General features: G+C 59.2%; 22 protein-coding genes. 7 read left to right on the top strand and 15 right to left on the bottom strand.

The genetic code is table 11. From position 1 onward, the window contains the following. Window positions 1-10: 10 nt before the first annotated feature. Together rpmF and ACYVB2_RS00735 are read right to left on the bottom strand one after the other, a co-directional pair. Window positions 11-193: a 50S ribosomal protein L32 gene (rpmF, locus tag ACYVB2_RS00740; RefSeq protein ID WP_382431499.1), complete on the bottom strand. Its 183-nt coding sequence runs from the start codon at window positions 191-193 to the stop codon at window positions 11-13. Between the two features lie 102 nt (window positions 194-295). After that, the gene (locus ACYVB2_RS00735) at window positions 296-850 is read right to left on the bottom strand and encodes a YceD family protein (protein ID WP_382431501.1); all 555 of its coding nucleotides are present in this window, start codon (window positions 848-850) and stop codon (window positions 296-298) included. A gap of 27 nt (window positions 851-877) precedes the next feature. Here ACYVB2_RS00735 and ACYVB2_RS00730 point away from each other — a divergent pair, with 27 nt between their 5' ends. Further along, entirely contained in the window at window positions 878-1477 is a 600-nt protein-coding gene (locus tag ACYVB2_RS00730; protein ID WP_382431503.1) for a Maf family nucleotide pyrophosphatase, read from the top strand. Further along, a complete protein-coding gene (locus ACYVB2_RS00725) occupies window positions 1474-2268 on the top strand; it encodes an SAM-dependent methyltransferase (protein ID WP_382431505.1) in 795 nt (264 codons plus the stop codon). Before ACYVB2_RS00730 ends, ACYVB2_RS00725 begins: the two co-directional genes overlap by 4 nt. 18 nt (window positions 2269-2286) lie before the next feature. On the opposite strand, the gene ACYVB2_RS00720 is transcribed toward ACYVB2_RS00725, so the two are convergent. After that, window positions 2287-3162 (bottom strand): ZIP family metal transporter, encoded by an 876-nt coding sequence (locus ACYVB2_RS00720; protein ID WP_382431507.1) that lies wholly within the window; start codon window positions 3160-3162, stop codon window positions 2287-2289. 195 nt (window positions 3163-3357) lie between these two features. Further along, window positions 3358-5160 (bottom strand): diguanylate cyclase, encoded by a 1803-nt coding sequence (locus tag ACYVB2_RS00715; protein WP_382431509.1) that lies wholly within the window; start codon window positions 5158-5160, stop codon window positions 3358-3360. A gap of 168 nt (window positions 5161-5328) precedes the next feature. Here ACYVB2_RS00715 and ACYVB2_RS00710 point away from each other — a divergent pair, with 168 nt between their 5' ends. Then, complete coding sequence (locus tag ACYVB2_RS00710) at window positions 5329-6219, top strand: NAD-dependent epimerase/dehydratase family protein (protein ID WP_382431511.1); 891 nt, start codon at window positions 5329-5331, stop codon at window positions 6217-6219. A gap of 11 nt (window positions 6220-6230) precedes the next feature. Here the strand turns inward: ACYVB2_RS00710 and polA are convergent, their stop codons facing one another. After that, on the bottom strand, window positions 6231-9098 hold the full coding sequence (polA, locus tag ACYVB2_RS00705; RefSeq protein WP_382431513.1) for a DNA polymerase I: 2868 nt from the start codon (window positions 9096-9098) through the stop codon (window positions 6231-6233). 57 nt (window positions 9099-9155) lie between these two features. Between polA and ACYVB2_RS00700 the strand changes: the two genes are divergently transcribed. The 3 genes from ACYVB2_RS00700 (at window position 9156) to ACYVB2_RS00690 (ending at window position 11388) form a co-directional block, all read left to right on the top strand. Next, window positions 9156-9509, top strand: coding sequence for a hypothetical protein (locus ACYVB2_RS00700; protein WP_382431515.1), 354 nt, complete (start codon window positions 9156-9158; stop codon window positions 9507-9509). Between the two features lie 86 nt (window positions 9510-9595). Next, window positions 9596-10546, top strand: a complete 951-nt coding sequence (locus ACYVB2_RS00695; RefSeq protein ID WP_382431517.1) for a homoserine kinase — start codon at window positions 9596-9598, stop codon at window positions 10544-10546. Between the two features lie 14 nt (window positions 10547-10560). Next, the gene (locus tag ACYVB2_RS00690; protein ID WP_382431519.1) at window positions 10561-11388 is read left to right on the top strand and encodes a BPSS1780 family membrane protein; all 828 of its coding nucleotides are present in this window, start codon (window positions 10561-10563) and stop codon (window positions 11386-11388) included. A gap of 55 nt (window positions 11389-11443) precedes the next feature. On the opposite strand, the gene ACYVB2_RS00685 is transcribed toward ACYVB2_RS00690, so the two are convergent. The 4 genes from ACYVB2_RS00685 to ACYVB2_RS00670 all read right to left on the bottom strand — a co-directional run bounded on the left by ACYVB2_RS00685 (window position 11444) and on the right by ACYVB2_RS00670 (window position 16761). Then, on the bottom strand, window positions 11444-13615 hold the full coding sequence (locus ACYVB2_RS00685) for a PhoX family protein (protein WP_382431521.1): 2172 nt from the start codon (window positions 13613-13615) through the stop codon (window positions 11444-11446). 208 nt (window positions 13616-13823) lie between these two features. Further along, window positions 13824-14459: a mechanosensitive ion channel family protein gene (locus ACYVB2_RS00680; RefSeq protein ID WP_460534841.1), complete on the bottom strand. Its 636-nt coding sequence runs from the start codon at window positions 14457-14459 to the stop codon at window positions 13824-13826. A 28-nt stretch (window positions 14460-14487) separates the two neighbouring features. After that, window positions 14488-16032 (bottom strand): lysine--tRNA ligase, encoded by a 1545-nt coding sequence (lysS, locus tag ACYVB2_RS00675; RefSeq protein ID WP_382431523.1) that lies wholly within the window; start codon window positions 16030-16032, stop codon window positions 14488-14490. A 93-nt stretch (window positions 16033-16125) separates the two neighbouring features. Then, window positions 16126-16761, bottom strand: a complete 636-nt coding sequence (locus tag ACYVB2_RS00670) for an LON peptidase substrate-binding domain-containing protein (protein WP_382431525.1) — start codon at window positions 16759-16761, stop codon at window positions 16126-16128. Window positions 16762-16828: 67 nt separating this feature from the next. On the opposite strand from ACYVB2_RS00670, the gene ACYVB2_RS00665 reads away from it, so the two are divergent. After that, window positions 16829-17377, top strand: coding sequence for a YggT family protein (locus ACYVB2_RS00665; RefSeq protein WP_382431527.1), 549 nt, complete (start codon window positions 16829-16831; stop codon window positions 17375-17377). A gap of 7 nt (window positions 17378-17384) precedes the next feature. Here ACYVB2_RS00665 and accD read toward each other — a convergent pair whose 3' ends face one another. The 6 genes from accD to ACYVB2_RS00635 are packed head-to-tail and all read right to left on the bottom strand — an operon-like array spanning window position 17385 to window position 24687. Then, a complete protein-coding gene (gene accD / locus ACYVB2_RS00660; protein ID WP_382431529.1) occupies window positions 17385-18257 on the bottom strand; it encodes an acetyl-CoA carboxylase, carboxyltransferase subunit beta in 873 nt (290 codons plus the stop codon). A 21-nt stretch (window positions 18258-18278) separates the two neighbouring features. Next, a complete protein-coding gene (gene trpA / locus ACYVB2_RS00655; RefSeq protein ID WP_382431531.1) occupies window positions 18279-19088 on the bottom strand; it encodes a tryptophan synthase subunit alpha in 810 nt (269 codons plus the stop codon). Beyond that, a complete protein-coding gene (trpB, locus tag ACYVB2_RS00650) occupies window positions 19085-20359 on the bottom strand; it encodes a tryptophan synthase subunit beta (RefSeq protein ID WP_460534836.1) in 1275 nt (424 codons plus the stop codon). The genes trpA and trpB overlap by 4 nt, the downstream gene beginning before the upstream one ends. Further along, window positions 20337-21086 carry a phosphoribosylanthranilate isomerase gene (locus tag ACYVB2_RS00645; protein WP_382431535.1) on the bottom strand — a complete coding sequence of 250 codons (750 nt, stop codon included), beginning with the start codon at window positions 21084-21086 and terminating at the stop codon, window positions 20337-20339. Before ACYVB2_RS00645 ends, trpB begins: the two co-directional genes overlap by 23 nt. A 7-nt stretch (window positions 21087-21093) precedes the next feature. After that, window positions 21094-21912: a tRNA pseudouridine(38-40) synthase TruA gene (truA, locus tag ACYVB2_RS00640; protein WP_382431779.1), complete on the bottom strand. Its 819-nt coding sequence runs from the start codon at window positions 21910-21912 to the stop codon at window positions 21094-21096. A 12-nt stretch (window positions 21913-21924) separates the two neighbouring features. Continuing rightward, window positions 21925-24687 carry a FimV/HubP family polar landmark protein gene (locus ACYVB2_RS00635; protein WP_382431537.1) on the bottom strand — a complete coding sequence of 921 codons (2763 nt, stop codon included), beginning with the start codon at window positions 24685-24687 and terminating at the stop codon, window positions 21925-21927. Window positions 24688-24875 lie beyond the last annotated feature (188 nt).

The raw sequence follows: 24875 nt of genomic DNA, 5'->3' as shown, positions 1-24875 counted from the left end.
CTGGATGCGATCAGGCAGCAGATTTGTTCTTCAGCACTTGGCGGCCACGGTAAAAACCGTTGGGGCTGATGTGGTGGCGCAGATGGATTTCGCCGGTGGTGGTTTCGACAGCAATGCCGGGCACATTCAGGGCATTGTGCGAACGGTGCATACCGCGCTTGGAGGGGGATTTTTTGTTCTGTTGGACAGCCATGATGGGCTCCTGGTCTTAAAAAGGGGGTTGGTAAAAACGCGATCAGCCCATTCAAAAGACACGAGGTGGGATTCGCGCGAAGCCTGAGATTATAGCAAACGCTCAATCTTTGGATTTTCCTACCCGCAGGCTGGCCAGCGCGGCAAAGGGATTGGGCTTTTCTGCATTGGCGGCCTCAAAGTCTTCGCTGCTGGAGGCCAGCGTGACCGATTCAGGGCATTCGTCGTGGCGTGGCACTACAGGCAAGGCCATCAGCAACTCATCTTCGATCAGGGTATGCAGGTCAAAGTCGGGGCTGAGGGCCAACAAGTCTTCTTCAAAATCTTCGTCCAGTGCTTCGGCTGTGGCTTCGTCGGGCACAAAGCGAAAGGATCGCTCCACCCACAGTGGCATATCCACTGGCCCTAAGCACCGCTGGCATTGCATTGGAAAGGTGGCTTCTACGCGCAAATGCAGCCAAGGCTGGTGTCCGTTACCACCGTCGGAGCGCATTTCGGCATCGGCTTGCCAATCCACACGCAGGTCGGGGTGCAGTAACCCATGGGCTTCTTCAGCCAAGCGGGGGTATTTGAGCAGGGCTTCGTGTTGGGCCAAGTGCCCGCCTGCCTGTGCAAAAGCCTTGATGTCCAGTTTCTCGGGGTGGAAGGTCTTGGTCATGGAGCGCAGTGTAAGAGAATCGCCGCCATGCAAGCATCTTTTTCCCCACAACGCCCACTGGTGCTGGGTTCCACCTCGCGTTATCGGCGCGAACTGTTGCAACGTTTGCGTTTGCCCTTTGAGGTGGCGGCACCGGATGTAGACGAAACCCCACAACCGGGCGAAGCCCCGCAGGCGCTGGCGTTGCGCTTGGCTTTAGCCAAAGCCCATGCTGTGGCCGCGCAATACCCCGAAGCCGTGGTGATTGGCTCCGATCAAGTGGCCGATTTGGCAGGTCATGCGCTGGGCAAACCGGGCAACCACGAACGCGCCGTCACCCAACTGGGCATGATGAGCGGCCACACCGTGATTTTCCAGACAGCCGTGGCGGTGGTTTGCCATGCCACAGGCTTTGAACAGTTGGAGCTGGCCCCGGTGGAGGTGCGTTTTCGTACCTTGGCCGATGACGAGATTGAACGCTATTTGCGCGCTGAACAGCCTTACGATTGCGCTGGCAGTGCCAAAAGCGAGGGTTTGGGCATCAGCCTGCTAGAGGCCATTGTGAGCGATGATCCCACCGCCCTGATTGGCCTGCCCTTGATTCGCACCTGTCGCCTGTTGCGTGCTGCTGGGCTGGTGTTGCCATGAGTGTGCCTTCTGACGCATCCACCGGGCGCGGCACTTTGTATTTGGTGCCTGCACCGCTGGATTTTGGCTGTGCCAGCCAAACGCCACTGCAAGACAGCTTGCCTGCGGCCACACTGACTGTGGCTGCCCGATTGACGCACTGGGTGTGTGAAAACGCCAAGAGCACCCGTGCCTACCTGAAGCGTGTGGAGGCGCTGTACCCGCTGGCCCAACCGCTGCAAGCACAACAGATCACTGAGCTACCGCGCGAAGCGCACAAAAAAGGCGATCATGGTGGCAAGGGAGGGGCTGTGTTTGATGCCCGGCCCTTGCTGGCCCCGGCGTTGGCCGGGCACGACATAGGGTTGGTGAGTGAAGCCGGTATGCCCGCCGTGGCCGACCCCGGCAGCTCGGTGGTGCGCGCTGCGCACGATATGGGGCTGAATGTGGTGCCGCTGGTGGGGCCAGTATCGCTGTTGCTGGCGCTGGCCGCCAGCGGTTTGAATGGACAGAACTTTGCCTTTGTGGGCTACCTGCCGCAAGAGGCCGCCGAACGCGCACAGCGCATCCGGGCGTTGGAGTCTTTGGCCTTGCAAAGTGGCCAGACGCAACTGTTTATTGAAACCCCCTACCGCAATGCGGCGCTGTTACAAGCCCTGCTCCAAACCTTGCAGCCGCACACCCGATTGGCACTGGCCAGTGGCCTGACCTTGGCACAAGCCCGTATCCAAAGCATGGCGGTGCGCCAATGGCGCCAACAGCCCCACCCTCCTGACAAGCACACCCCAGTGGTGTTTGCATTGGGGCGCTGACGCCGCTCAATCTGGCCTTCAGTGGCTGTGGGCCATGCTGCTGAGCAACACTACCACGCCCATACCCAGCAGCAGCCACACAATCTGCGCTGCGGTCTCGCGGGCGCTCAGGCGTTTTTGCAGCTGTGGAATCAAGTCGGCCAGTGCCACATAAATAAAACTGCTGGAGGCCAACGCCAGAAAATAGGGCAGCCATTCTTGCAACTGTGCCACCAAAAAGTAGCCTACCAACCCGCCAATGGCGGTCACGGCCCCGGCCAGTGATACCTTGACCAGTGCCATGCGGCGGTTGGCACTGCTTTGGCGCAACACCACCAAATCGCCAATATGGTGTGGCACCTCATGGGCCAGCACCGATACGGCGGCAATCAGCCCTAAGCGCAAATCGGCCATAAAGGCCGAAGCAATCAGAACGCCATCGCCAAAGCAATGCACGCTGTCGCCCGTGATCAGCGTCCAGCCGCCCGTGCGCAACCCACCTGTGTGGGTATGGTGGTGGCCGTGGTGGTGATGATGATGGTGGTCGTGCGGGCCTGCGGCGTGTTCGTGTCGGGCGGCACTGTGTGCATGCACGGACTCGTGTGTGGCGGGCACCTCGTGGTTGTGTTCGTGGCCGTGGTGCCACAGTTCGGCCTTGTCTAGCAAAAAGAAGAACACCACCCCGACCAGCAAGACGGTAAACAGATCATGGGCACCGGCTTGGCTCTCAAAGGCCTCTGGCAGCAGGTGCATGAACGAAGTAGCCAACAATGCCCCTGCGGCCAGACTCAGCAGATACTGCGGCCCTAGGCTATCGCTGCGGCCACCAAAATGGGTGCGCAATAACAGTGCTGCAATCCAGACGCTGCCAATGCCTGTGACTAAAGTGGCAATGATGATGGTGAGCAAAACCATAGCGGAAACACTTTCTTTGCAGGGATAAGAACACCCCTGTCAATATCAAAAATAGATGGCTAAGCCAGCAAAAAAGCCGCCCGGCAAATGCTTGGCGGCTTGGGTGCAGAGCGGCTGCCGTAGTAGGGCTACGAACGACAATACCCCCACGGGTTTGGTGCCTGAAACCAGAGATTTTTGATCTTAGCAACCCCGTCAACCCCCTTGGTGGGGCCGGGCATCCAATGCCACCACCCGATTGCGGCCATTCGCCTTGGCTTGATAGAGCTGCGCATCGGCCAGCTTGACGGCCTCGGCGGCCACTGACAGGGCTGTAGGCACTACGGTGATTACTCCAAGGCTAACAGTCACATAGTGGGACACACAGGAGGCCTTGTGGGGGATGGCTTGTTGTTCGATACCAGAGCGTATGCGCTCGGCCAGCACGGTGGCTGCCTGCAATTCTGTTTCGGGCAAGATGATGGCGAGCTCTTCGCCGCCATAGCGAGCGGCCAGATTGGGGGTGCAATGGACAAGGCTGGTGAGCACAGCGGCAATTCGCCGCAGACAATCATCACCGCTGACATGTCCATAGGTGTCGTTGAACAACTTGAAGTAGTCCACATCCAAGATGATCAGCGATAACGGCAGGCCAGAATAGCGTAGACGGGCATACTCGCTCTCGAGCACTTCATCAAAGTGGCGCCGATTGGCCAGCCCCGTCAGGCCGTCAGTGATGCTGAGCAGCGCCATTTTGGTATTGGCCTGTTGGAGTTCTTTGGTGCGTTCTGCTACGCGATGCTCCAGTTGGGCGCGTTCTTGGGCCAGTGCCGTCAAGGCCCGACGCCGATCGCGTGCAATCTGTAGCAACAAGCCGATCAACACGGTCTCGGCGATGAGCAAGGTCACAATGCCAATGATCTGCCAGCGATAACTGTCCCACAACGAGAAGGGCTGGTGAATGATGTGTGCCCCAGCGGGCAAATCTGCGGGGCGTACACCAAATCGCTCCATGACCCGGTAATCAAAAATATCGCGGGTGGGCGTGGTCATGATGACTGGAATGTCATTGACCGATGTGCCGTCCAGCACACGCAATGCCAGGTCGGCGGCGGTTCGGCCCTGCTCTGGGCCGGTGATGATGTGGCCGCCAATCACGCCCTCTTTCAGGTGGAAATCCCAGAAGGTGTAGGCCGGAAAAGGACTGATGGCTGTGATCAGGCGGCCATTTTCTGCGGGCGTCAAGGCCCGGCCAGCGCCTTGGTCGGTTGCTTGACCACTCAAAAACAGCACGGTCTCTTTGGGTAGCCCCGCCAAGCGTTGGCGAATTTGTGCCACCGAGGCGTCTTTCATCACCACCACATCGAAGCGTTCACGCAATTTTGGAAACACCGACTCTTCTGCCACTTCGCCAATGCGTTTGCTGCTGGCCTCGCCCGTAGAGACGATAAAAGCCAGTGTGCGGGTTTGGGGATGGACTTTGAGCGCCATTGCCACTGTATCTTCGATGGCAATTTCTTCGTTGATGCCGGTGATATCGCTGATGTGTTGGATCACATCGGGCCGAAAATTGTTGTAGCCACAAAATACGATGGGCAATTCTGCAAACAGCCGGGTGCGGTGCTGGATTACAAAGTCAAAGGCGGCATTGTCTGAGACGACAATCAGGCTGGGGCGGTAGTTGGTGTATTTGGCCTCCATCGCCTGTGCCAACGGCTCAGTTTGGGCACCATAAGGAAAACGGCGGCTGTCGAGGTATTCGATTGATAACTCGATCTTTTTGCCAGAGACGTTCAAGCGTTCTCTAAAGCCCTCTTCTATGCCATCGCTCCATGAATAGCCCGGATGGTAAGAATTGATAAAAAGAATGTGGGCATCGGCGGCCTCTGCGCTTTGCGCCTGTTGAGCACACAGAATGCACAGCATTGCCAAAACGGCCAGCCAACGCGCCAACCCCAACGCCACAATGCCGCAAAATCGACGCTGGCGCAACGGTGTATCAGTGAACAAATCTTGCATGGGGCACGCTAGCTGGCAGCCGGAATGACCGCAGTCACCCAAGCGCCTAGGTTTGGCAGACATCAGGGAACACGTCAGACCTATATGGCTTGGCCGAAAAGGGGACATCGGTTTAGATTGTGTCCGATTGTCCTGCAAAGACCATTCCACTCCATAGAAAGCTTCACTATGCGCATCCTTCTGACCGGATCGACAGGCTTTATCGGCCAGACCCTGCACGCTGCCCTGACCCAAGCTGGACACACCGTGTATGGCGGCATCTCACCGCGCCAATCCCCCCGCAATGCCTTGCAAGTACCGATGGATTTTGCCCACGACACGGTGCCCACCTTCTGGCTGCCGCGGCTCGAAGGCATAGATGCGGTGGTCAATGCGGTGGGGGTGCTGCGCGACAGCCGTACACGCCCGATTGCAGCGGTACACCGCGACACCCCCGTTGCGCTGTTTGAAGCTTGCGCCCAAGCCGGCGTGCAGCGGGTGGTGCAGATTTCGGCATTGGGCATTGATGGCAGTGCTACGCAATACGCCAGCACCAAGCGCGCGGCAGAAGATCGGTTGTGGGCGTTGGCAGCACAGCACAAGTTGCAACCCACCATTTTGCGCCCCAGCGTGGTGTTTGGCCGGGGTGGCGATAGCAGCGCCCTCTTCATGAATTTGGCTCGGTTGCCAGCAGTGTTGTTGCCGGGGCCGGTGCTGGATGCGCGCGTGCAGCCCGTATCGGTACACGATCTGGCTGCTGCCGTTGTGGCTTTGCTGGGTGCGGCGCCACAAACAGCGGGCATGGTTGAATGTGTTGGCCCCGAATCCTTGACGATGGGACAGTTTATTGCCAGTTTGCGCCAGCAACTGGGCTATGGCCCAGCTTGGGTGTTGCGTATGCCCCCTTGGCTTACCCGTGTGAGCGCCCGTTTGGGGGATGCGGTGCCCGCCTCTCCTTGGTGCAGCGAAACCTTGGCGATGCTGGGCACTGACAATGTGGGCAATCCGGCAGATTTGGCCGATCTGTTGGGCCGCACGGCCACCCATTACCGCCAATTGGTGGCCGCTGCTTGGCGTTGAGGTGGCTGCCCTCAGTGGGCTTGCTCCCAGTTGGGCCCTACACCGATTTCGGCCAGCAAGGGCACGCGCAGGCTGGCGACACCCGCCATCAGGCGGGGTACCTGCTGGCGCAGCCAGTCCACTTCGGTTTCAGGCAGCTCGAACACCAATTCATCGTGTACCTGCATGATCATTTGGATGGCGGGCTTTTGCGCTTCTAGTGCTTTTTGTACTGCCACCATGGCCATTTTGATCAAATCTGCCGCTGTGCCTTGCATGGGCGCATTGATGGCGGCGCGCTCGGCGGCGGCGCGGCGTGGGCCGTTGGGGGAGTTGATTTCGGGCAGCATCAGGCGTCGGCCAAACACGGTTTCTACATAGCCCATTGCCTTGGCTTGGGCTTTGGTGTCGTCCATGTACTGCTTGACGCCGGGGTAACGCTCAAAATACCGCTGAATGTAGTTTTTGGCAGCTGTTTGGTCTATGCCCAAATTGCGGGCCAGCCCAAAGCTGCTCATGCCATAAATCAGGCCGAAGTTAATCACTTTGGCGTAGCGGCGTTGCTCCTGCGTGACTTCATGCACGCTGACGCCAAATACCTCTGCAGCGGTGGCCCGGTGTACATCCAAACCGTGCTGAAAGGCGTGCAGCAGTGCGTGGTCGCCACTCAGGTGCGCCATGATGCGCAGTTCAATCTGGCTGTAGTCGGCACTGGCAATGACGCAGCCGGGGGCCGCAATAAAGGCCTCGCGCACACGCCGCCCTTCGGGGGTGCGGATTGGGATGTTTTGTAGATTGGGCTCATTGCTCGATAAGCGCCCGGTCACGGCCACGGCTTGGGCGTAATGGGTATGCACGCGCCCCGTGCGCGGGTGTGCCATGCCTGCCAGCTTGTCGGTGTAGGTGCCTTTGAGCTTGCTCAAGGAGCGATGCTCCAAAATTTTGGCAGGCAGCGGGTAGTCTAGCGCCAGCTTTTCTAGCACCTCTTCGTCGGTGCTGCGTGCCCCAGTGGCGGTCTTTTTTACCACCGGCATCTCTAGTTTGTCGAAAAAGATCTCGCCCAACTGTTTGGGACTGCTCAGGTTGAATGGTTGCCCAGCCAGCACATACGCTTCTTGTTCCAAGGCCACAATGCGTTCGCCCAGTTGTTGGCTTTGCTGTGCCAACAGCGGTGCATCAATCTGCACGCCGTGGCGTTCCATCTGGAAGAGCACCTCGCTGCTGGCGATTTCTAATTCGTAAATGGTGCGCAGCTTGTCATGGGCGGCCAGCAGTGGCCACAGTGCTTGGTGGACGTCCAGCGTGTGGTCAGCGTCTTCGCAGGCATAAGCGGCGGCTTGGTCCACGGCGACCAGTGCAAACGGAATTTGATGCACGCCCTTGCCGCACAGGTCTTCGTAGCTGATGCCGCTGCGCCCCAAGTGGCGCTCGGCCAAGCTGCTCAGGTTGTGCGGCTTGTGCACCTCCAGCACATAGCTTTGCAGCATGGTGTCGTGTTGGTAGCCACGTACCTCAATGCCGTAGTTGGCCAGCACATGGCGGTCGTATTTGATGTGCTGGCCCAGTTTGGCATGGCGGGCATCTTCCAGCCACGGGCGCAGGCGCTCCAATACGTCGAGCAATGGCAACTGCGTTGGAGCCTCTGGGCCCGTGTGGGCCAACGGTATATAGGCAGCCTCGCCCGGCTGCACGCTCAGGCTGATGCCCACCAGTTCGGCACGCATGGCGTCCAGTGCGGTGGTTTCGGTGTCAAGGGCTACCAGCTCTGCTGCCTGCACTTTGGTCAGCCAACGCTCAAACGTAGCCCAATCCACAATGGTGTCATATACCAAGGTGCGGTGCTCTACTGCCTGTGCCAACTCTGTGGCATTGGGGAGGGCAAACAGATCCCCTTCTGCCCCAGAAGATGGGGTGTTCTGAGTGGGCAGCATGGGAGGGGGATCGGCAAACAGGTCGCCACTCTCACCCCGTGCCCATACTGCCGCCTTGGCCGGTGGTGTGGGCGCAGGGGCTGCTGCCGGTGTCAGCGCCCGCGCCAATCCCTTGAACCCATAGTGCTGGTAAAAATCGTACAAAGCTTGGGTTTGGGGTTCACCCATTGCCAAGGCATTCAGTGCGGGCAGACCGGGCACCCAGTCGCCCAGATCGCAATCGGTTTTGATGGTGACCAACTGGCGGCCTGTGGGCAGCCAGCCCAAGCTGGCGCGCAGGTTCTGCCCCACTACGCCTTTGATCTGGTCGGCTTGTGCAATGAGTGCCTCCAGTGAACCATATTCCTGCAACCATTTGGCAGCCGTCTTTGGCCCCACCTTGGGCACGCCGGGCACATTGTCTATGGTGTCGCCCACCAGGGTCTGAAAATCTACCATCAGCGCCGGGGGCACGCCAAATTCTGCCGTCACACCAGCCACATCGCGGCGCTTGCCGTTCATGGTGTCGATGATGGTGACATGCTGATTGACCAACTGGCTCAGGTCTTTATCACCACTGGAAACAATCACATCTATGCCTTGATGCGCCGCTGTATGGGCCAAGGTGCCAATCACATCATCGGCCTCCACGCCCGGCACAGCCAGCACGTTCCAGCCCAGTTGGCGCACCACTTCGTGGATGGGTGCAATTTGTGCGCGCAAGTCGTCTTGCATCGGGCTGCGTGTGGCCTTGTAGGCAGGATAGATCGCATCACGAAAGGTGGGGCCGGGCGCATCAAAAATGCAGGCGGCATAATCGGCAGGATGTTCGCGGCGCAGCGCCTGCAACATGTTGATCATGCCCCGAATAGCCCCAGTTGCAGGGCTGTGAGGATCGCCCGGCACGGCGCGCAGGTCGGGCATGGCATGGTAGGCACGGTAAAGGTAGCTGGAACCATCCACCAGCACCAAGGTTTTAGGCTTGCTCATAGGGGCGATTGTGCATGGCACAGCCCCGCCTGTGCAGGGGCCGCCTACAATCGCGCCATGCGCGCTGTCACTCACCTTCTGCTGCTGGCCCTGATAGCCAGCCCGGCCTTGGCCCAAACTACCGATTCTCTGGGCCGCAAAGCGGTGTCCAACCCACGCGAGAGCTTGCCAGACGCCGAGTCTAAGGGCAGTCGTCTGGAACAACGCACCGAGCGCATCCATGTGGAAGATGGTGGTAGCCGTGTAGATGAATTGCGCATCGGCGGCCAAACGCAAAGCATCACCGTTCAGCCCAAAGTGGGTGACCTGCCTGCCTACGAAGTGCAGCCCTCTGACGGTGTGCGCAACCGCCCCCGCAATGGTGCCGAAACCAATACCGGCACCCGTGTCTGGAATCTCAAGCAGTTTTGATTTTTGCCCGTGCGTTGCCAAGCCCGTGTGGGTTGGGTTGCGCTGTGGCGTTTTTTTCTAGCCCATTTCCCCTAGTCTGTTGAGCGATGGCCGTATTTACCCAAGTCCCCCTGAAAGATGCGCGTACTCTGGTGCGCCGGTTGCAACTCGGAGAACTGCAAGCCCTGCGTGGCATTGAAGGCGGCATTGAGAACACCAATTACTTTCTCACCACCGACCAGGGCGAGTTTGTGCTCACGCTGTTTGAGCGTCTGACGGCTGAGCAGTTGCCGTTTTACCTGCACCTGATGAAGCATTTGGCCCATGCGGGCATCCCAGTGCCCGACCCACGGGCTGATAAGCATGGTGAGATCTTGCACACCGTCTGTGGCAAGCCCGCTGCACTGGTCAACCGCCTCAGCGGCAAGAGTGAACTGGCACCCCAACCCGTGCATTGTGCTGCTGTGGGCGACATGCTGGCACGAATGCATTTGGCTGGGCGCGACTACGAGCGCCAGCAACCCAATTTGCGTGGTCTACCGTGGTGGAACGAGACCGTGCCCGTGGTGCTGCCTTACCTTGCGCCCGAGCAGGCCGCTCTGTTGCAGTCTGAGCTGTCCTACCAAAACCATGTCGCTGCATCTTCGGCCTATACGGCTTTGCCGCGTGGCCCAGTGCATGCCGATCTGTTCCGTGATAACGTGATGTTCGATGGCGAGGCACTCACGGGCTTTTTTGACTTCTACTTTGCCGGGGTCGACACTTGGATGTTCGATTTGGCGGTGTGCCTGAACGACTGGTGTATTGACCAAAGCACTGGCAGCCATGATGCCGTGCGCGCTGGGGCCATGCTGCGTGCCTATCAGGCGGTGCGGCCCCTCACAGCAGCCGAGCGCGAGCTGCTCAATGCCATGCTGCGGGCAGGAGCTTTGCGTTTCTGGATTTCGCGCCTGTGGGATTTTCACCTGCCGCGTGAAGCCTCCCTGCTCAAGCCCCACGATCCCACCCATTTTGAGCGTGTGTTACGCCAGCGCATTGCCCAGCCCTTGGCGCTCTGATACCCTTTTCGCTTATGAAACTTCGCATCGTCCCTGCCACCACTGGCCTCACCTGGGTCAAGGGGGGGATCAGCGTATTCCGTCGCCAGCCGATGGCCATTGCCGCGTTGTTTTTCATGACGATGGCCTCCATGTCGTTGGCGTCCATCGTGCCCTTGATTGGTCCGGCGCTGGCATTGGGCCTATTGCCTTCGGCCACACTTGCCATGATGGTGGCTGCCGCCGAGGCGATGCAGGGGCGCTTTCCCACACCAGCGGTGCTGCTGGTGGCTTTTCGCACGGGGCGCCAGCATCTGCGCCACATGCTGGTGCTGGGTGGCATGTATGCCGTGGGCTTTTTGTTGGTGATGGCGTTGTCGGCGCTGGTCGATGGCGGCCTGTTTGCACGGGTCTATCTGGGTCATATTCCCATGACGGCAGAGCTGGCCAATAGCGATGATTTTCAACACGCCATGTGGTTAGCCATGCTGCTGTACCTGCCGTTATCGCTGCTGTTTTGGCATGCGCCAGGTTTGGTGCATTGGCATGGGGTACCACCAGTCAAGAGCCTATTTTTTAGCTTGGTGGCCTGTGGCCGCAACATCACAGCCTTTATCTGCTTTGGCTTGGGCTGGCTCGGCGCGTTTGCCCTGGGGGGGGTGTTGATGAGCTTGGTCGGCGCACTGCTGGCGGGGTTGGGCCTGTTTAGCCCCGGAGTGATGGCGGGCCTGATGGTGGCATTGGCCATGATCATGGCGGCCATGTTCTTTAGCTCCATTGTGTTCACGTTCCGTGATTGCTTTGAGCCGCCACAGGCTGCGGATGTCGATTTGCCAGATACCAAGCTCGATAGTACGTTTTAAAGTGCCAACAAAAAAGCCTACTGGTGTGAACCAGTAGGCTTTTGTCACTGACTGCTTAAAGACCGATAGCCCCACCATCGGTGCGCGTGACCACCACGGTGGCCGAGCGGGGGCGCTGGGTGGCTGCGGGGTTGGTCTGGCTGGCAGGCCAATGGCTGTTTAGCTGGCTCAGGCTGCCGTCCTCACCGGGGTGTTGCACATTGAAGAACAGTGTCTTGCCATCGGGGGTGAGGGCTACGCCAGTGATTTCGCAGTCTTTGGGGCCGACCAAAAAGCGGCGTAGATTGTCCGGCGAGGCGTTGGCTCCCTTGCGTGTGGCTGTGCCACCAGCGGCAGTGACCACACCGCCATCACCCACCTGACCGGGCACGGCGGCCAGCATCATGCAGTTGGTGACATCGGTGTATGCACCGTCATCGGTCTGAATCCACAGCAAGCCGCGTGGGTCAAAATACAGGCCGTCGGGGCTGGAGAAATCGTTCACCGCACTCAAGCCCGAGAGGTTGACATCACCCGCCGCATCGGCTTGGGCGGCAAACAGGTAAATATCCCACGCAAACGCCGTGGCTGCACTGCTGCCCCCATTTTCGCGCCAACGGATGATGTGACCGTTGGGGTTGCCCTTGTTGCTCTTGCTGCTGCCATCGTTGTTGGTGTAGCTGTCGCTGTAGTAGCGTGGATTGGCCGCATCGGGTTTGAGTTGGCTGCCAGTGGGGGTGGCGCTGGGGGCCACGCGGTTGCTGTTGTTGGTCAGGGTCATATACACCTCACCATTGCGCGGGTTGATAGCACCCCATTCAGGGCGATCCATCTTTGTGGCACCTACTTTGTCAGCGGCCAAGCGGGCATGAACCACCACATCACCCTGATCGGTAAAGGGGTAGGAGGTGTTGTTGGCATCCAGCCCGTTCTTGCCATAGCTCAATTCCAGCCACTGGCCGCTGCCATCGGCATTGAATTTGGCCACATACAGCGTGCCTTCATCCAAGTATTTGGCACCTATAGCCATGCCACCGTTGACGTCTTGTGGGTTCCACAGGGCTTTAGAGACAAACTTATAGATGTATTCGTTGCGCGCATCGTCGCCCATATAAATCACGATGGGCTGGCCGGCCACGGCAGGTGCGGGCCAAGCACCTTCATGGTTGAACCGACCCAACGCGCTGCGCTTGGCGGGGGTAGACTCGGGGTTAAAGGGGTCAATCTCTACCACCCAGCCAAAGGTGTTGGCTGTGTTGCGGTAGTCGTTTTGGGCGTTGGCCCCAGTGACGGAAGATGTCCAGCGAGCAAACAAATCATCGCTGCCAGCGGTGTCCCACAGGTAGGGGCTTTGGCGGTTTTCTGGCAGGCCGTAACGTTTCAGGGCCACCACTTCTTTGGCGCTGCGCTTGGCATCGTCGCCTGCAGCGCGGCTGACCACATTGAGCCAGTTTTCTTCACAGGTCAGGTAAGTGCCCCAAGGGGTGTAACCATTGGCACAGTTGTTGTTGGTGCCGCGGGTCTGGAGGCCATCGGGTGAAAACTTAGTGCGTACCAAAGCATGGCCTTGTACGGGGCCAGTGAATGCCATGTCGGTAGCCGAGGTGATGCGGCGGTTAAAGCGCGAGCCACGCACCATCGCCATGTCGTTGCCACTGCTGCGCTTGACCTCCACCACACTGACACCGTGGGCATAGATTTCTTTTTCTACTTCGGCAGGCAGGCGGGCAGCCCCCGCAGTCATGCCATTGGGATGTAAGGCGTAGGGGGCGACGACGTATTCGTGGTTCACGGCCAGCAAGCCACGGTCTGAGCGATCGGCATGGAACTTGCCGTCGTCTGACAGGCCAAAGTAATACATGCCATCGTGACCATCGCCAATACGGCGCAGGTAGGAGTCGGCGCTTTCACTGCCATCTCCCTTCCACGATTCTTCACCAAATTGCAGTGGGTCGCCCAGCGCGTGCAAGATGCTGACTTGGTAGCCCTCGGGCACTGTGACCCAGTCATTCTTGTTTTTGGCCACGGCGCTAAAGCCCAGTTGCAGTCCATCAGACGATGCGGCATCGTCGGAGCCACCACCACAGGCGCTCAGGCCCACACTGCCCAGCAAGGCGGCCGCCGTCACGCTCATCCCGCCTTTGAGTGCTTGGCGGCGACTCAGGCGTGCAGCGATCAGCGCGTCCATGTGCAGGTTGCTGGAAGGGTTGACGATTTCGTTGTCATCGTAGGTGCTGGGTACAGTCATGCAAGGCTCCAAAGGGCAATGGAATGCAAAAAGGAGCCATTCTTCAGACGCCGTATGGCAGCCGTATGACAGTCCAGACGGGGCTGTTCTGTCAGCACACACCAAGACCCCGGAGCAAGGCAGACGAGCACCTAGGGCGGCAAGAGACTGTGCATGCCCATGCTTTGCTGCTGGCGAGGGGCTGTGGTCGGTACAGCACCGGGTTGTGTTAGTGGGAGTTGGTTTTTTCTGGCGTCGCAGGCACTGTTGTTGCCGTGCTGGGATGGTCACCAGTGGTCTCTACCTCTTCGCTTTTCCAGCGGCGCAGTACCCGTTGGAAAATCAGGGCATTGGGAATTTGCAGCAAGGTGCCGGGTGCGGCACTGTCTTCCAGTGTGGTGTAGAGCAGATTGATGTCGATGACCCGGCCCTTGGCACCGGGTTTCTCGGCAGTGTCGAGCAGTTCAATGGTGTCGCCTAGACTGAACGGCCCCACAGTAAGAATCAACAGGGCGCAGAATAAATTGGAGAGTACGCTCCAAGCGGCAAAGAAGGCCACGGCGCCCACTGTGGCAAAGCCGGTAAAGGCTGTCCACAATACCGTAGCCGAAACCCCCAGGCGCTCCAGTACCAACAACAGTGCGCTGGACAGAATGGTCCAGCGCAATAGGCCGTTGATGGGCATCATCAGCTTCGGCGGCATTTGGTAGTGGGCGCCTGCCCGATCTACTACCCGCAGCACCAGCCGCTGCAAGGCCCAGGCCGCCAGCAGAATGAGCACAATTTGCCCGCCTGGAATGATGATTTCCAGCCAGTCTTGTACCCATTCGGGCAGTTGTGAGCGCCAGTTACGCCGAATGCTCATGCCACGGGGCCATTCACTCTGGGGTGCGTCAGAGTTCGCGGCGCAGCGCCGGGAACAGGATCACATCGCGGATGCTGGCACTGTCAGTCAGCAGCATCATCAGGCGGTCGATGCCAATACCGCAACCCCCGGCGGGGGGCATGCCGTATTCCAGCGCACGCACAAAGTCGTGGTCGTAATACATGGCCTCATCATCGCCCGCATGCTTGTTGGCCACTTGGCCATGAAAGCGTGCCGCTTGGTCTTCGGCATCATTGAGCTCGCTAAAGCCGTTGCCAAACTCGCGGCCCGTGATGTACAGCTCAAAACGCTCGGTCACTTCGGGGCGCTGGTCGTTGGCACGCGCCAAGGGGCTGATCTCGGTCGGGTGCTCCATGATGAAGGTGGGCTGCCAGAGCTTGTCTTCTACGGTTTCTTCAAAATACAGCACTTGCAAGCTGGCTAAGCTGCGCTGTGACAAGCGGTCTTTGGCTTCGCTCAGGCCCAGCTTTTGCAAGGCAGTGATGAGCCAAGCGGCATCGTCCACATTCTCACCGGCTTCGGTGTGCGCCAAAATGGCCTCGCGAATGGTCAGGCGCTGGAACGGCTGGCTCAGATCCACGCCACGGTCTTGGTACGACAACTCCAACGAGCCAACGGCCTTCATGGCCGCATCGCGCACCAGGGCTTCGGTAAAGTCCATCAAGTCGCGGTAGTTCCAGTAGGCCGCGTAGAACTCCATCATGGTGAACTCAGGGTTGTGGCGTACCGAGATACCCTCGTTGCGGAAGTTGCGGTTGATTTCAAACACCCGCTCAAAGCCACCCACCAATAGGCGCTTGAGGTACAACTCGGGCGCAATGCGCAGGTACATCTCTTGCTCTAGGGCATTGTGGTGCGTGACAAACGGCTTGGCATTGGCCCCACCGGGAATGGGGTGCAGCATGGGGGTTTCTACTTCCAGAAAGTCGTGCTGCACCATAAAGTCGCGGATACCGCTGACGGCCTTGCTGCGTGCAATAAAACGGCGGCGGGCCGATTCGTCGGTCATCAAATCGACATAGCGTTGGCGGTATTTGACTTCTTGGTCGTGAATGCCGTGGAACTTGTCGGGCATGGGACGCAGGCTCTTGGTGAGCAGACGCAGTTGCGTCACCTTGATCGACAACTCACCTGTCTTGGTTTTCATGAGTGTGCCTTCGGCACCCACAATATCGCCTAAGTCCCAGTGCTTGAAGGCCGCATAGAGGTCTTCGCCCAGTGCATCGCGCGTGACATACAACTGCACTCGGCCCCCGGTGCTGCCCAAAGAGCCGTCTTGCACGGTGGCAAAGCTGGCCTTGCCCATTACGCGCTTGAGCATCATGCGCCCAGCCACCGAGACCGTCACGGGTTGTGTTTCCAATGCCTCGGCGCTAGTGCCTGCGTACTCTTGCTGCAAGTGGGCGGCATGGTGGGCTGGCTTGAAGTCGTTTGGAAAGGCCACGCCTGCGCCGTTTTGCACGGATTCGCGCAAGGCGCGCAGTTTTTCGCGGCGCTCGGCCATGAGTTGGTTTTCGTCTTGGGAGGGGGAGGCGTGGAGATGGTCAGACATAAGTGCCGTCAGTGCGGGACGTAAAAAAGGGGCTGTTCACAGCCAAACGGTCGATTTTATGGGGTCAGGCATATACCAGGGGGCGACATAGCTTCAGGAGCCGACAATTCCAGTCTTCTCCAGCACATCACCCACCAATTCCAGTCGCAGCAAGGGGTTGTCCAAGGCCATCAACTGTTGGCGCAATGCCAAGGGCACAGGCAACAGCTCACACCAACGGTTAGCCACCCAGCCACAATCTTGCAATTGGGCCGCAGTGGGCACAGGCAAAGGATGGTTGGGATCGCGTTCGCGCAAAGAGTCGAGCACTTGCGCCAAGGCTTGGGCAATGCCTGCCAAATCGGCCGGGATTGCCACGAGTGGGTCTGCGGGTATTAAAGCCACATCGGCCACCCACAAACCGTGGGGCAGCAGTTGGTGCCCAGTGATATGAAAGCGTTGGCTGCCCTGTGCCTGCAGCTGGATCAGACCAGGTTGGGGTGAGGCCGCCTGCACGATGCGTGCCAGCGTTCCGACGGCATGGAATTGCTCTGGGCCTGCCCCAGCACGGCGCACCTCTTGGCCCTGCTGCAAGGCCACGACACCAAAAGGCGCCCCCGCCAGTTGGCATTTGCGCACCATATCCAAATAGCGCACTTCAAAGACCCGTAGCGCCAACGTACCGCTAGGAAACAACACCACTTGGAGTGGAAACAAGGGCAAAGAATGAAGGGTGAGAGGGGCAGGCATCACGGTGTTGAAAAAAGTTGTCGTTATCATCCTACTTACACCATGCGCTCCAAGATTTGCCACTCACATGCTTTACCAGATTGTTTCTTTCCTGCTTGATGTGGCCGCTGGCCTGCTTTGTGGTGCCTGCCTGCTGCGCCTGTACATGCAATGGCAGCGCATACCTTTTGGTAATCCGGTGGGGCAAATGGTGTTCGCCCTGAGCGATTGGCTGATTTTGCCTTTGCGCAAAGTTATTCCACCATTGGGCCGTATCGATACCGCTAGCTTGTTGGCGGCTGCATTGGTGGAGTTGCTGCAATACCTGCTGCTCTGGCTGTTGCTTGGGGCGGGGGCCGGATTGCTTTGGCTGCCGTGGTTGGCGCTATTTGGTTTGGTGCGTGTGGCACTGACGGGCATGACGGGCCTGATCATCATCCATGCGGTCATGTCTTGGGTGCAGACACGTTCGGTGTTGGCCGACGTGATTGACCGACTGAGCGAGCCGCTGCTGCGGCCCCTGCGTCGCCTGATGCCCTTGGTGGGGGGCGTGGACTTTGCTCCCCTGGTGTTGCTGGTGCTATTGCAAGTAGCGGTAATGGTGTTGGGCTACTTGCAAGCGGGTGTGTTGCGCTGAGTCAGATTCAGGCGACGGCGTCTGCTGGCAACCGCTGCAACATGGCCAGGCTGCTGGCAATGGTGGCACGCAGTTCGCGGCGGTCACAAATCAGGTCTACGGCACCTTTTTCTACCAAAAACTCGGCCCGCTGGAAGCCTTCGGGCAAAGTGACGCGCACAGTCGATTCAATGACACGCGGGCCGGCAAAGCCAATCAGGGCTTTGGGTTCGGCAATCACCAAATCCCCCACAAAGGCAAAACCAGCACTGACACCCCCCATGGTGGGATCGGTGAGCACACTGATATAAGGCAAGCCTTTCTTGGCTAGCCGGGTAAGGGCGGCATTGGTTTTGGCCATCTGCATCAAAGACAGCAGCCCTTCTTGCATTCGTGCCCCACCAGTAGCCGTAAAGCAGATGAACGGCACTTTTTGTTCAATCGCGGTTTCGACGCCGCGCACAAAACGCTCACCCACCACGCTGCCCATCGAGCCGCCCATAAACTCAAACTCAAAGCAGGCGACCACCACATTGATGCTTTGCACAGCGCCGCCAAACACCACCAAGGCATCTGTTTCGCCAGTGCTTTCTAGGGCTTCTTTCAGGCGCTCGGGGTATTTGCGGCTGTCTTTGAACTTGAGCGCATCTACGGGGATGACTTCTTGGCCGATTTCGTAGCGGCCTTCAGGATCTAGAAAGGCATCTAGTCGGGCACGGGCACCAATGCGGTGGTGGTGGCTGCACTGTGGGCAGACCCACTGGTTGTGCTCTAGGTCGTTTTTGTACAGTACGGCATCGCAACTGGGGCATTTGATCCACAGCCCTTCGGGCATCTGGCGGCGCTCAGTAGGGTTGGTGGGTTGGATGCGGGAGGGCAGGAGTTTTTCTAGCCAAGACATGGACTGCTTCCTTTGTTCGGGTCAAGCATCAAGGGCTTTGCGGACACCACGCATAAAGTCGATGATGATAGGCACGACTTTTTCGTAGGGCTGATTTTCTAGCAATTGGATAATGCGCGTGCCAATCACCACGGCATCGGCTACCCGGCCAATGGCTTGGGCGGTAGCAGCATCACGAATGCCAAAGCCGACCCCCACCGGAATCTTCACATGCTCGCGGATGCGGGGTAGCATTTCTTCCACCGCCGAGGTGTCGAGTGCTGCCGAGCCGGTGACGCCCTTGAGTGACACGTAATAGACGTAGCCACTGGCTACCCGTGCCACCTGCGCCATGCGCTCGGGGGTGGAGGTGGGGGCCAACAGGAAGATTAAGTCCATGCCGTTGGCGCGCAATTGGGCAGCAAAGGCTTCGCATTCTTCGGGTGGGTAATCGACAATCAGCACACCATCCACGCCTGCCGCTGCTGCATCACGCACAAAAGCGCCTTCGCCGTGCAGTTGGTCATAGCGTTCTACGGGGTTGGCGTAGCCCATCAACACCACGGGCGTGGTGCGGTTGCGCTTGCGAAAATCGCGCACATGGCCCAGCACTTGCACCATGCCCACGCCCAAAGCCAAGGCTTTTTCGCCCGCTTTTTGAATCACTGGGCCATCGGCCATCGGGTCGGAAAAAGGCACGCCCAGCTCAATGATGTCCGCACCTGCATCTACCATCGCGTGCATTAGCGCGGGGGTGATGTCGGCAAACGGGAAACCTGCCGTAACGTAAGGAATCAGGGCTTTGCGGCCCTTGGCTTGCAATTGTTCAAACGTAGTTTGGATACGGCTCATGGCTTGTTGCTTTCTCCGCCCTTGACGCTCAGGCCGCGCATGGAGGGGCGGTCGTAAAAATCTTCTCCCGACAAATCGGCTACGGTGCCGATGTCTTTATCGCCCCGGCCCGACAGATTGACCAAAATGGATTGGTCTGGGCGCATGGTTTTAGCCAGCTTCATAGCGTAGGCAAAGGCATGGCTAGACTCTAAGGCCGGGATGATGCCTTCGGTGCGGCACAGGTAGTGGAAGGCGGCCAGTGCTTCTTTGTCGGTAATGCCTACATATTCTGCCCGGCCCAGCTCTTGCAGCCACGCATGTTCTGGCCCCACGCCGGGGTAATCTAGCCCGGCGCTGATGCTGTGCGTCTCCATAATCTGGCCGTTGTCGTCTTGCAAAATGAAGGTGCGGTTGCCATGCAACACCCCAGAGCTGCCCTTTTGCAACGAGGCCGAGTGCTTGCCGGTATCTAGCCCCTCACCAGCGGCTTCTACGCCAATCAGGCGGGTTTTTTCGTAAGGAATGTAGGGGTAAAAGATACCCATGGCATTGCTGCCACCGCCCACACAGGCCACCACCACATCGGGCTGCTCGGTGGCCATGTTTTGCTCGGCCAACATGGCGGGCATTTGCGTCAGGCATTCGGTGCCAATCACGCTTTGGAAGTCGCGCACCATCATGGGGTAGGGGTGTGGCCCAGCTACGGTGCCAATAATGTAGAAGGTGTTGTCTACATTGGCTACCCAGTCGCGCATGGCCTCGTTCAGGGCGTCTTTGAGGGTTTTGCTGCCAGACTCTACCGGCACAACGGTAGCGCCCAGCAGCTTCATACGGAACACATTAGGGCTTTGGCGTTTCACATCCTCGGCCCCCATGTAGATGATGCACTCTAGGCCATAGCGGGCGCAAATAGTGGCCGTGGCTACGCCATGTTGTCCGGCCCCCGTCTCGGCAATGATGCGTGGCTTGCCCATGCGCTTGGCCAGCATGGCTTGGCCAATCACGTTGTTGATTTTGTGTGCGCCGGTGTGGTTGAGGTCTTCGCGCTTCAGAAAGATTTGCGCCCCGCCCATCTCGCGGCTGGTGCGGGCGGCGTGGTACACCGGCGAGGGCCGCCCGACAAAGTGGGCCAACTCGTAGTTGAATTCGGCCACAAATTGGGGGTCGTGCTGGTAGCGGGCGTAAGCCTCGCGCAGTTCTTGTGGCGCAAAGGTCAGGGTTTCGCTGGCAAAGCTGCCGCCGTAGCGGCCAAAGTGGCCAGAAGCATCAGGGTACTGGTAGGAAGCCATGAGAGGTATTTGCAAGTTGGGCATCGGCTGCACGCACGGCAGCTACGAAGCGATGGATTTTTGTGGCGTCTTTGACGCCCCGCAGGGGTTTGCCATCGGGGCCGTCTTGTTCAACGCCAGAGCTGACATCAACCGCCAGCGTTTTGCAACGCGGGCGCACCTGCACGATGCCATCGCTCACGTTTGCAGGCGTAAGTCCACCAGACAAGACGAGGTGAGCGTTGACGCTTGGAGGAAGGAGTGACCAATTGAATGCCTGGCCGCCACCGCCGTAGCCATCCACATGGGCGTCGAGCAAAATGGCTTGCGCTGGAGAATAGGAATCTGCGTATTTTACGAGGTCAAATTGTGTGGCCCCTTCGCCCAAGGGGATTCTGGCCGCCCGGACGAACGGGCGGGCACCATGGGCCGTGGCTGCCATGCAGTCTGCCAGCGATTCATCGCCATGAAACTGGGCAGTGGCCCCAGCGATCTGGGCGCAAGCCGCTTGTACCTGTGCTGCGGATTCGTTCACAAACAGCAGCACAGGGCTGACAAATGGGGGCAGGCGCCGCGCCAGTTCTGCCGCACGTTGTACCGTGATGGCGCGTGGGCTGGGGGCATACAGCACGAACCCGATGGCATCCACACCTGCTGCCACCGCAGCATCTACATCCTGCTCGCGGGTCAAACCACAAATCTTGATACGGGTGCGGTGCAGCCCTACGGGGGTGGGGGACAAAGTCATTACAAAATCAGGGAAGCCAGTCAAAGGCGGGGGTGCGTTCTGGCAGCCCCCAGGTCGGGTCGTACACGGGCCCTAGAAAATACAGGCCATCGGGGGCAAAGGTGGGGGCCGCCACTTGGCGCGAACGTGCTTGTAATACCTCACCCATCCAACAGACAGACTGACTGCCACGCCCTATGGCAACCAGGCAACCCATGATGTTGCGGATCATGTGGTGCAAAAAGGCATTGGCCTCAAACTCGAAACGCCAGTAGCAGACGGGGATGTTCATGCCAGTGCTGCCTGCACTGAGCACTTGCTGGGTGATATCGATGCGCTGCATCGTCTTGATCGGCGACAGCGCCTGACAGGCTGCTGCTCGAAATGAGGTGAAGTCATGCTCGCCCAGCAGTTGCGCGGCAGCCGCACGCATGGCATCACCATCTAGCGGTTGGAAGACCCAACCAACGCGCCCGGCCTCAACGCTGGGACGTACTGGGGATTGCAACAGCACATAGGCATAACGCCGGGCTGTGGCGCTGGCACGGGCATGAAAACCATCGGGCACGGCGTGTGCCCATTGCACGGCAATGTCGGAGGGTAAAAACGCATTGGTGCCGCGCACCCAAGAGGCAGCAGGGCGCTGCACGGGGGCATCAAAATGCACCACCTGCATCAGCCCATGCACTCCCGCATCGGTGCGCCCTGCACAAAGGGTATGCACTGGCTCGGTGGCAAAACGGCTCAGAGCAGCCTCTAGCCGGTCTTGTACGGTCTGGCCCGAGGGCTGGCTTTGCCAGCCCTGGTATGCCTGACCGTTATAACTGACCCCCAAGGCCACTCGCATGCCGGGCACGGATCAGGACAGCTCGGCCAACAAACTCTGGGCCTTGGCCTTGAGTGCGCCAGAGGATTCGGCAATGACCTCCTCAATCAGGGTGCGGGCACCATCGCTGTCTCCAATGGCATTGAACTCCTGCGCCAAGGCCAGTTTGGTTTCCAGTGGATCTTCTGATTGGCCTTCGAATGGGCCGTCCTGCTCTAGAGCAGCTACGGCTTCATTGGTGGCTGGTGTAGGCTCTGGGGCCGCAGCGGGTGGTTCTGTTGACAGTCCTCCCAAATCAAAGTCCATCAGGCCCGAATCGGTGGCTGGTGCAGCAGTATCTGGCAGCGGCTCAGATGCCGGGGTTGGCACAGGCGCGTTGGCTTGCTCCGATGGCATGTCCAGAGAGAACTCCAGATCTGTCATGGTGGATGTTGCGGGAGCATCCAGGGTGGGTAACTCCAATGCAGCCGGTGCGGCAGAGCCAGAAGGAGGCACCATCGGCAGATCTGGCACGTCCCAAGACAGCCCCATGTCTTGGGCGGGGGCGGGCTCCGCAGCTGGCGCCGGAGCTGCGGCGGGTGGCGCAGGCGGTGACATCGGGCCAGTATCCAAGATGGGCATGGCCAATTCAGGCATTTCAGTGGCTGAGGCGATGGCCGCAGCAAATCCACCTGGATCGGCGCTGGCATCTTCTGCCGGTGTGTCGTGCAGCTCCAGATCAAGATCAAAATCCAGTTCTGGTGGCAGTTGTCCAGCCGTTGGCGCTGGATCGCTCAAGGTGCTGGCAAAACCAGTGGCCGCAGCACCGGTGGCTGCGGCAGCGGCAACACCCGCCAATGCGGGCTGGCCGCCTGGTTGGTACATAGGATTGCCCGGATCTATTTCGCGCCCCAACTCCACCATGCGGTTCCAGTCTGGGCCCTGACCTTGGGTGAGTTTGTACACATCAGAAGCCGCTGCCTCCAGTGCCTTGCGGTCTTGCCGTTTGGCATAGATTTCACCCAGCTTGGTGTGGATGGCGATACGCTCAGGGGTATGGCGCAGTGCTTCTTTCAGGATCTCTTCGGCCTGCAAATCACGCCCATAGGCCAGATAAACATCGGCCTCTGCTACCGGATCGACATCCCCCCCAGCATCAAGCTGGCTGGGGCTGTAAGACATGGAGGAAGATGCGCCAGTTGTCGATTCAGCCACATTGGCCGTATCTACCTGTTGACCACCACTGGTATTGAAGAACGAGTCAGGCTGTATCCGGCTTTCAAGGAAGGAGCTATCGACCGACTCTTTGGCTTTGCGCCGGCGCATGGCAACATACACGCCATAGCCTGCCAGCAGTGCCAATACACCACCACCTGCCAGCGGCAAGAGAGGGTCTTCAAAGAGGCCACTGATAAAACCAGGCTCTTCTACAGCCGGTGCAGGCGCAGGTGTGGGGGCAGGTGCAGGAGGGGGCGGCGGTGCCTCTGTGGGCGCTGGTGCTGGCGCTGGGGCTGGTGTTTCTGGTGCTGGCGCCGGTGAAGGTGCAGGCTCGGGTGCCGGGGCTGGGCTTGGTGCTGGTGTAGGTGCTGGAGTTGCTGTCGCGGCGGGCGCAGGTGCAGGTGCCAAGGCAGGGGCAGTTACGCTGGCATTGAGTTTGTTCAGGTCTTCAATGTTTTTGGCAATTTCCTGCGCCCGGTTGTTGGCTTCAGTTTTTTGCTTGCTTTGTGCCAGTTTTTCCTCTGCGGCAGCCTTCTGCCCAGTCATAGCGCCTTTGGACAGAGTGAGCTTATCGGGAGCACCACTGGCAGGACGCTTGTCTTCGACACGGGTTTGGACGCTGCCTTTGGCAGAACGGTCTGCGGCCTCGACCTGTGCCGCCGGTGCTGTGACAGCCAGTCGGCGTCGGAATTCGTTGAAATCACGGCTCTGTGCGGCCATGATTTGGCGTGCTTGGGCCACTGGCACGGCCTGGGCTTGTTGCGCATCGGGCACTTCAAGCACTGCACCGGCTTTGAGGCGGTGGACGTTGCCTTGGGCAAAAGCTTCTGGATTGGCACGCAGCAAAGCTACCAGCATTTGGTCTAGCGAGACCCCTGCCCCACGACGGCTCTCGGCAATTCGACCGGCTGTATCGCCCTGCTTGACTTGTACGCTTTGGGCTGGCGCGGGTGTGGGTGCTGGCGCGGCGGCTGGACGAGGCGTTTGTGTTCGTTCTGGGCGTGGTGCGGGCGCAGGGCTTGGCGCTGGCGAGGGGGCCGCAGGTGCGGGCGAGGTTGCGTCTGTGATGGGAGCAACGGGGCTTGGTGCGGGGGCTGCTGGTGGGCTGGCGGGTGTCGCTGCTGTTGGTGCAGGTGTGGCCGGTGCGGGGGGAATTTGCGGTGCGGCGGCCAAGGCGACCGGCGGACGCCGCAGCGCCGGTGGATCAAACAACATGGTGTAGCTGCGCGTGATGCGGCCTGTGCCCCAAGAGGCATCAATCACCAAGTCAACAAATGGATCGTTCACGGGCCGATCGCTGGAGAGTTGCAACACCATGCGGCCATTAGAGCGGCGCTCCAGTTGCACCCGCATTTGTGTAACCACGGGGGAGTATTCCATCCCCTGACTGCGGAAAATTTCCGGGGCGGCAGGACTGACGCGCAGGGTATCGGCTTCAGCGGGGCTGATTTGGGGCAGATCGATCTCGGCGCGCAAGGGCTCGCCCAGAGCAGACTGCACCATGATCGGTCCCAAGGCCAGCGCCGAAGCGTCAGCAGCGTACAGGCCAAGGGTCGCCACGACCGCTCCTGCCAGCGCAGAGTATTTCCAACGATGCATGGTTGCTATCAACTGATAAGAAAAAAGAGGCCCGGTCAAGCGGCCTACAGACAAGAAACCCGGCGCTTGCTCCGGCTTGGAGAAGTATCAAAACACCATAGCAGCAATGCCTTGGACTGACAAGAAAAGCAGCACCTCAGACCCATGCCGATCAATGAATCGCTGCTGCTGGTACCTTAGGGTGTTGT

This window comes from Giesbergeria giesbergeri, assembly GCF_054779375.1.
This window is presented reverse-complemented; position numbering and strand designations above follow the sequence as displayed.

Coding starts and splice junctions, on each gene's coding strand:
- rpmF (WP_382431499.1), bottom strand. CDS start 193: ATGGCTGTCCAACAGAACAAAAAATCCCCCTCCAAGCGCGGTATGCAC.
- ACYVB2_RS00735 (WP_382431501.1), bottom strand. CDS start 850: ATGACCAAGACCTTCCACCCCGAGAAACTGGACATCAAGGCTTTTGCA.
- ACYVB2_RS00730 (WP_382431503.1), top strand. CDS start 878: ATGCAAGCATCTTTTTCCCCACAACGCCCACTGGTGCTGGGTTCCACC.
- ACYVB2_RS00725 (WP_382431505.1), top strand. CDS start 1,474: ATGAGTGTGCCTTCTGACGCATCCACCGGGCGCGGCACTTTGTATTTG.
- ACYVB2_RS00720 (WP_382431507.1), bottom strand. CDS start 3,162: ATGGTTTTGCTCACCATCATCATTGCCACTTTAGTCACAGGCATTGGC.
- ACYVB2_RS00715 (WP_382431509.1), bottom strand. CDS start 5,160: ATGCAAGATTTGTTCACTGATACACCGTTGCGCCAGCGTCGATTTTGC.
- ACYVB2_RS00710 (WP_382431511.1), top strand. CDS start 5,329: ATGCGCATCCTTCTGACCGGATCGACAGGCTTTATCGGCCAGACCCTG.
- polA (WP_382431513.1), bottom strand. CDS start 9,098: ATGAGCAAGCCTAAAACCTTGGTGCTGGTGGATGGTTCCAGCTACCTT.
- ACYVB2_RS00700 (WP_382431515.1), top strand. CDS start 9,156: ATGCGCGCTGTCACTCACCTTCTGCTGCTGGCCCTGATAGCCAGCCCG.
- ACYVB2_RS00695 (WP_382431517.1), top strand. CDS start 9,596: ATGGCCGTATTTACCCAAGTCCCCCTGAAAGATGCGCGTACTCTGGTG.
- ACYVB2_RS00690 (WP_382431519.1), top strand. CDS start 10,561: ATGAAACTTCGCATCGTCCCTGCCACCACTGGCCTCACCTGGGTCAAG.
- ACYVB2_RS00685 (WP_382431521.1), bottom strand. CDS start 13,615: ATGACTGTACCCAGCACCTACGATGACAACGAAATCGTCAACCCTTCC.
- ACYVB2_RS00680 (WP_460534841.1), bottom strand. CDS start 14,459: ATGAGCATTCGGCGTAACTGGCGCTCACAACTGCCCGAATGGGTACAA.
- lysS (WP_382431523.1), bottom strand. CDS start 16,032: ATGTCTGACCATCTCCACGCCTCCCCCTCCCAAGACGAAAACCAACTC.
- ACYVB2_RS00670 (WP_382431525.1), bottom strand. CDS start 16,761: ATGCCTGCCCCTCTCACCCTTCATTCTTTGCCCTTGTTTCCACTCCAA.
- ACYVB2_RS00665 (WP_382431527.1), top strand. CDS start 16,829: ATGCTTTACCAGATTGTTTCTTTCCTGCTTGATGTGGCCGCTGGCCTG.
- accD (WP_382431529.1), bottom strand. CDS start 18,257: ATGTCTTGGCTAGAAAAACTCCTGCCCTCCCGCATCCAACCCACCAAC.
- trpA (WP_382431531.1), bottom strand. CDS start 19,088: ATGAGCCGTATCCAAACTACGTTTGAACAATTGCAAGCCAAGGGCCGC.
- trpB (WP_460534836.1), bottom strand. CDS start 20,359: ATGGCTTCCTACCAGTACCCTGATGCTTCTGGCCACTTTGGCCGCTAC.
- ACYVB2_RS00645 (WP_382431535.1), bottom strand. CDS start 21,086: ATGACTTTGTCCCCCACCCCCGTAGGGCTGCACCGCACCCGTATCAAG.
- truA (WP_382431779.1), bottom strand. CDS start 21,912: ATGCGAGTGGCCTTGGGGGTCAGTTATAACGGTCAGGCATACCAGGGC.
- ACYVB2_RS00635 (WP_382431537.1), bottom strand. CDS start 24,687: ATGCATCGTTGGAAATACTCTGCGCTGGCAGGAGCGGTCGTGGCGACC.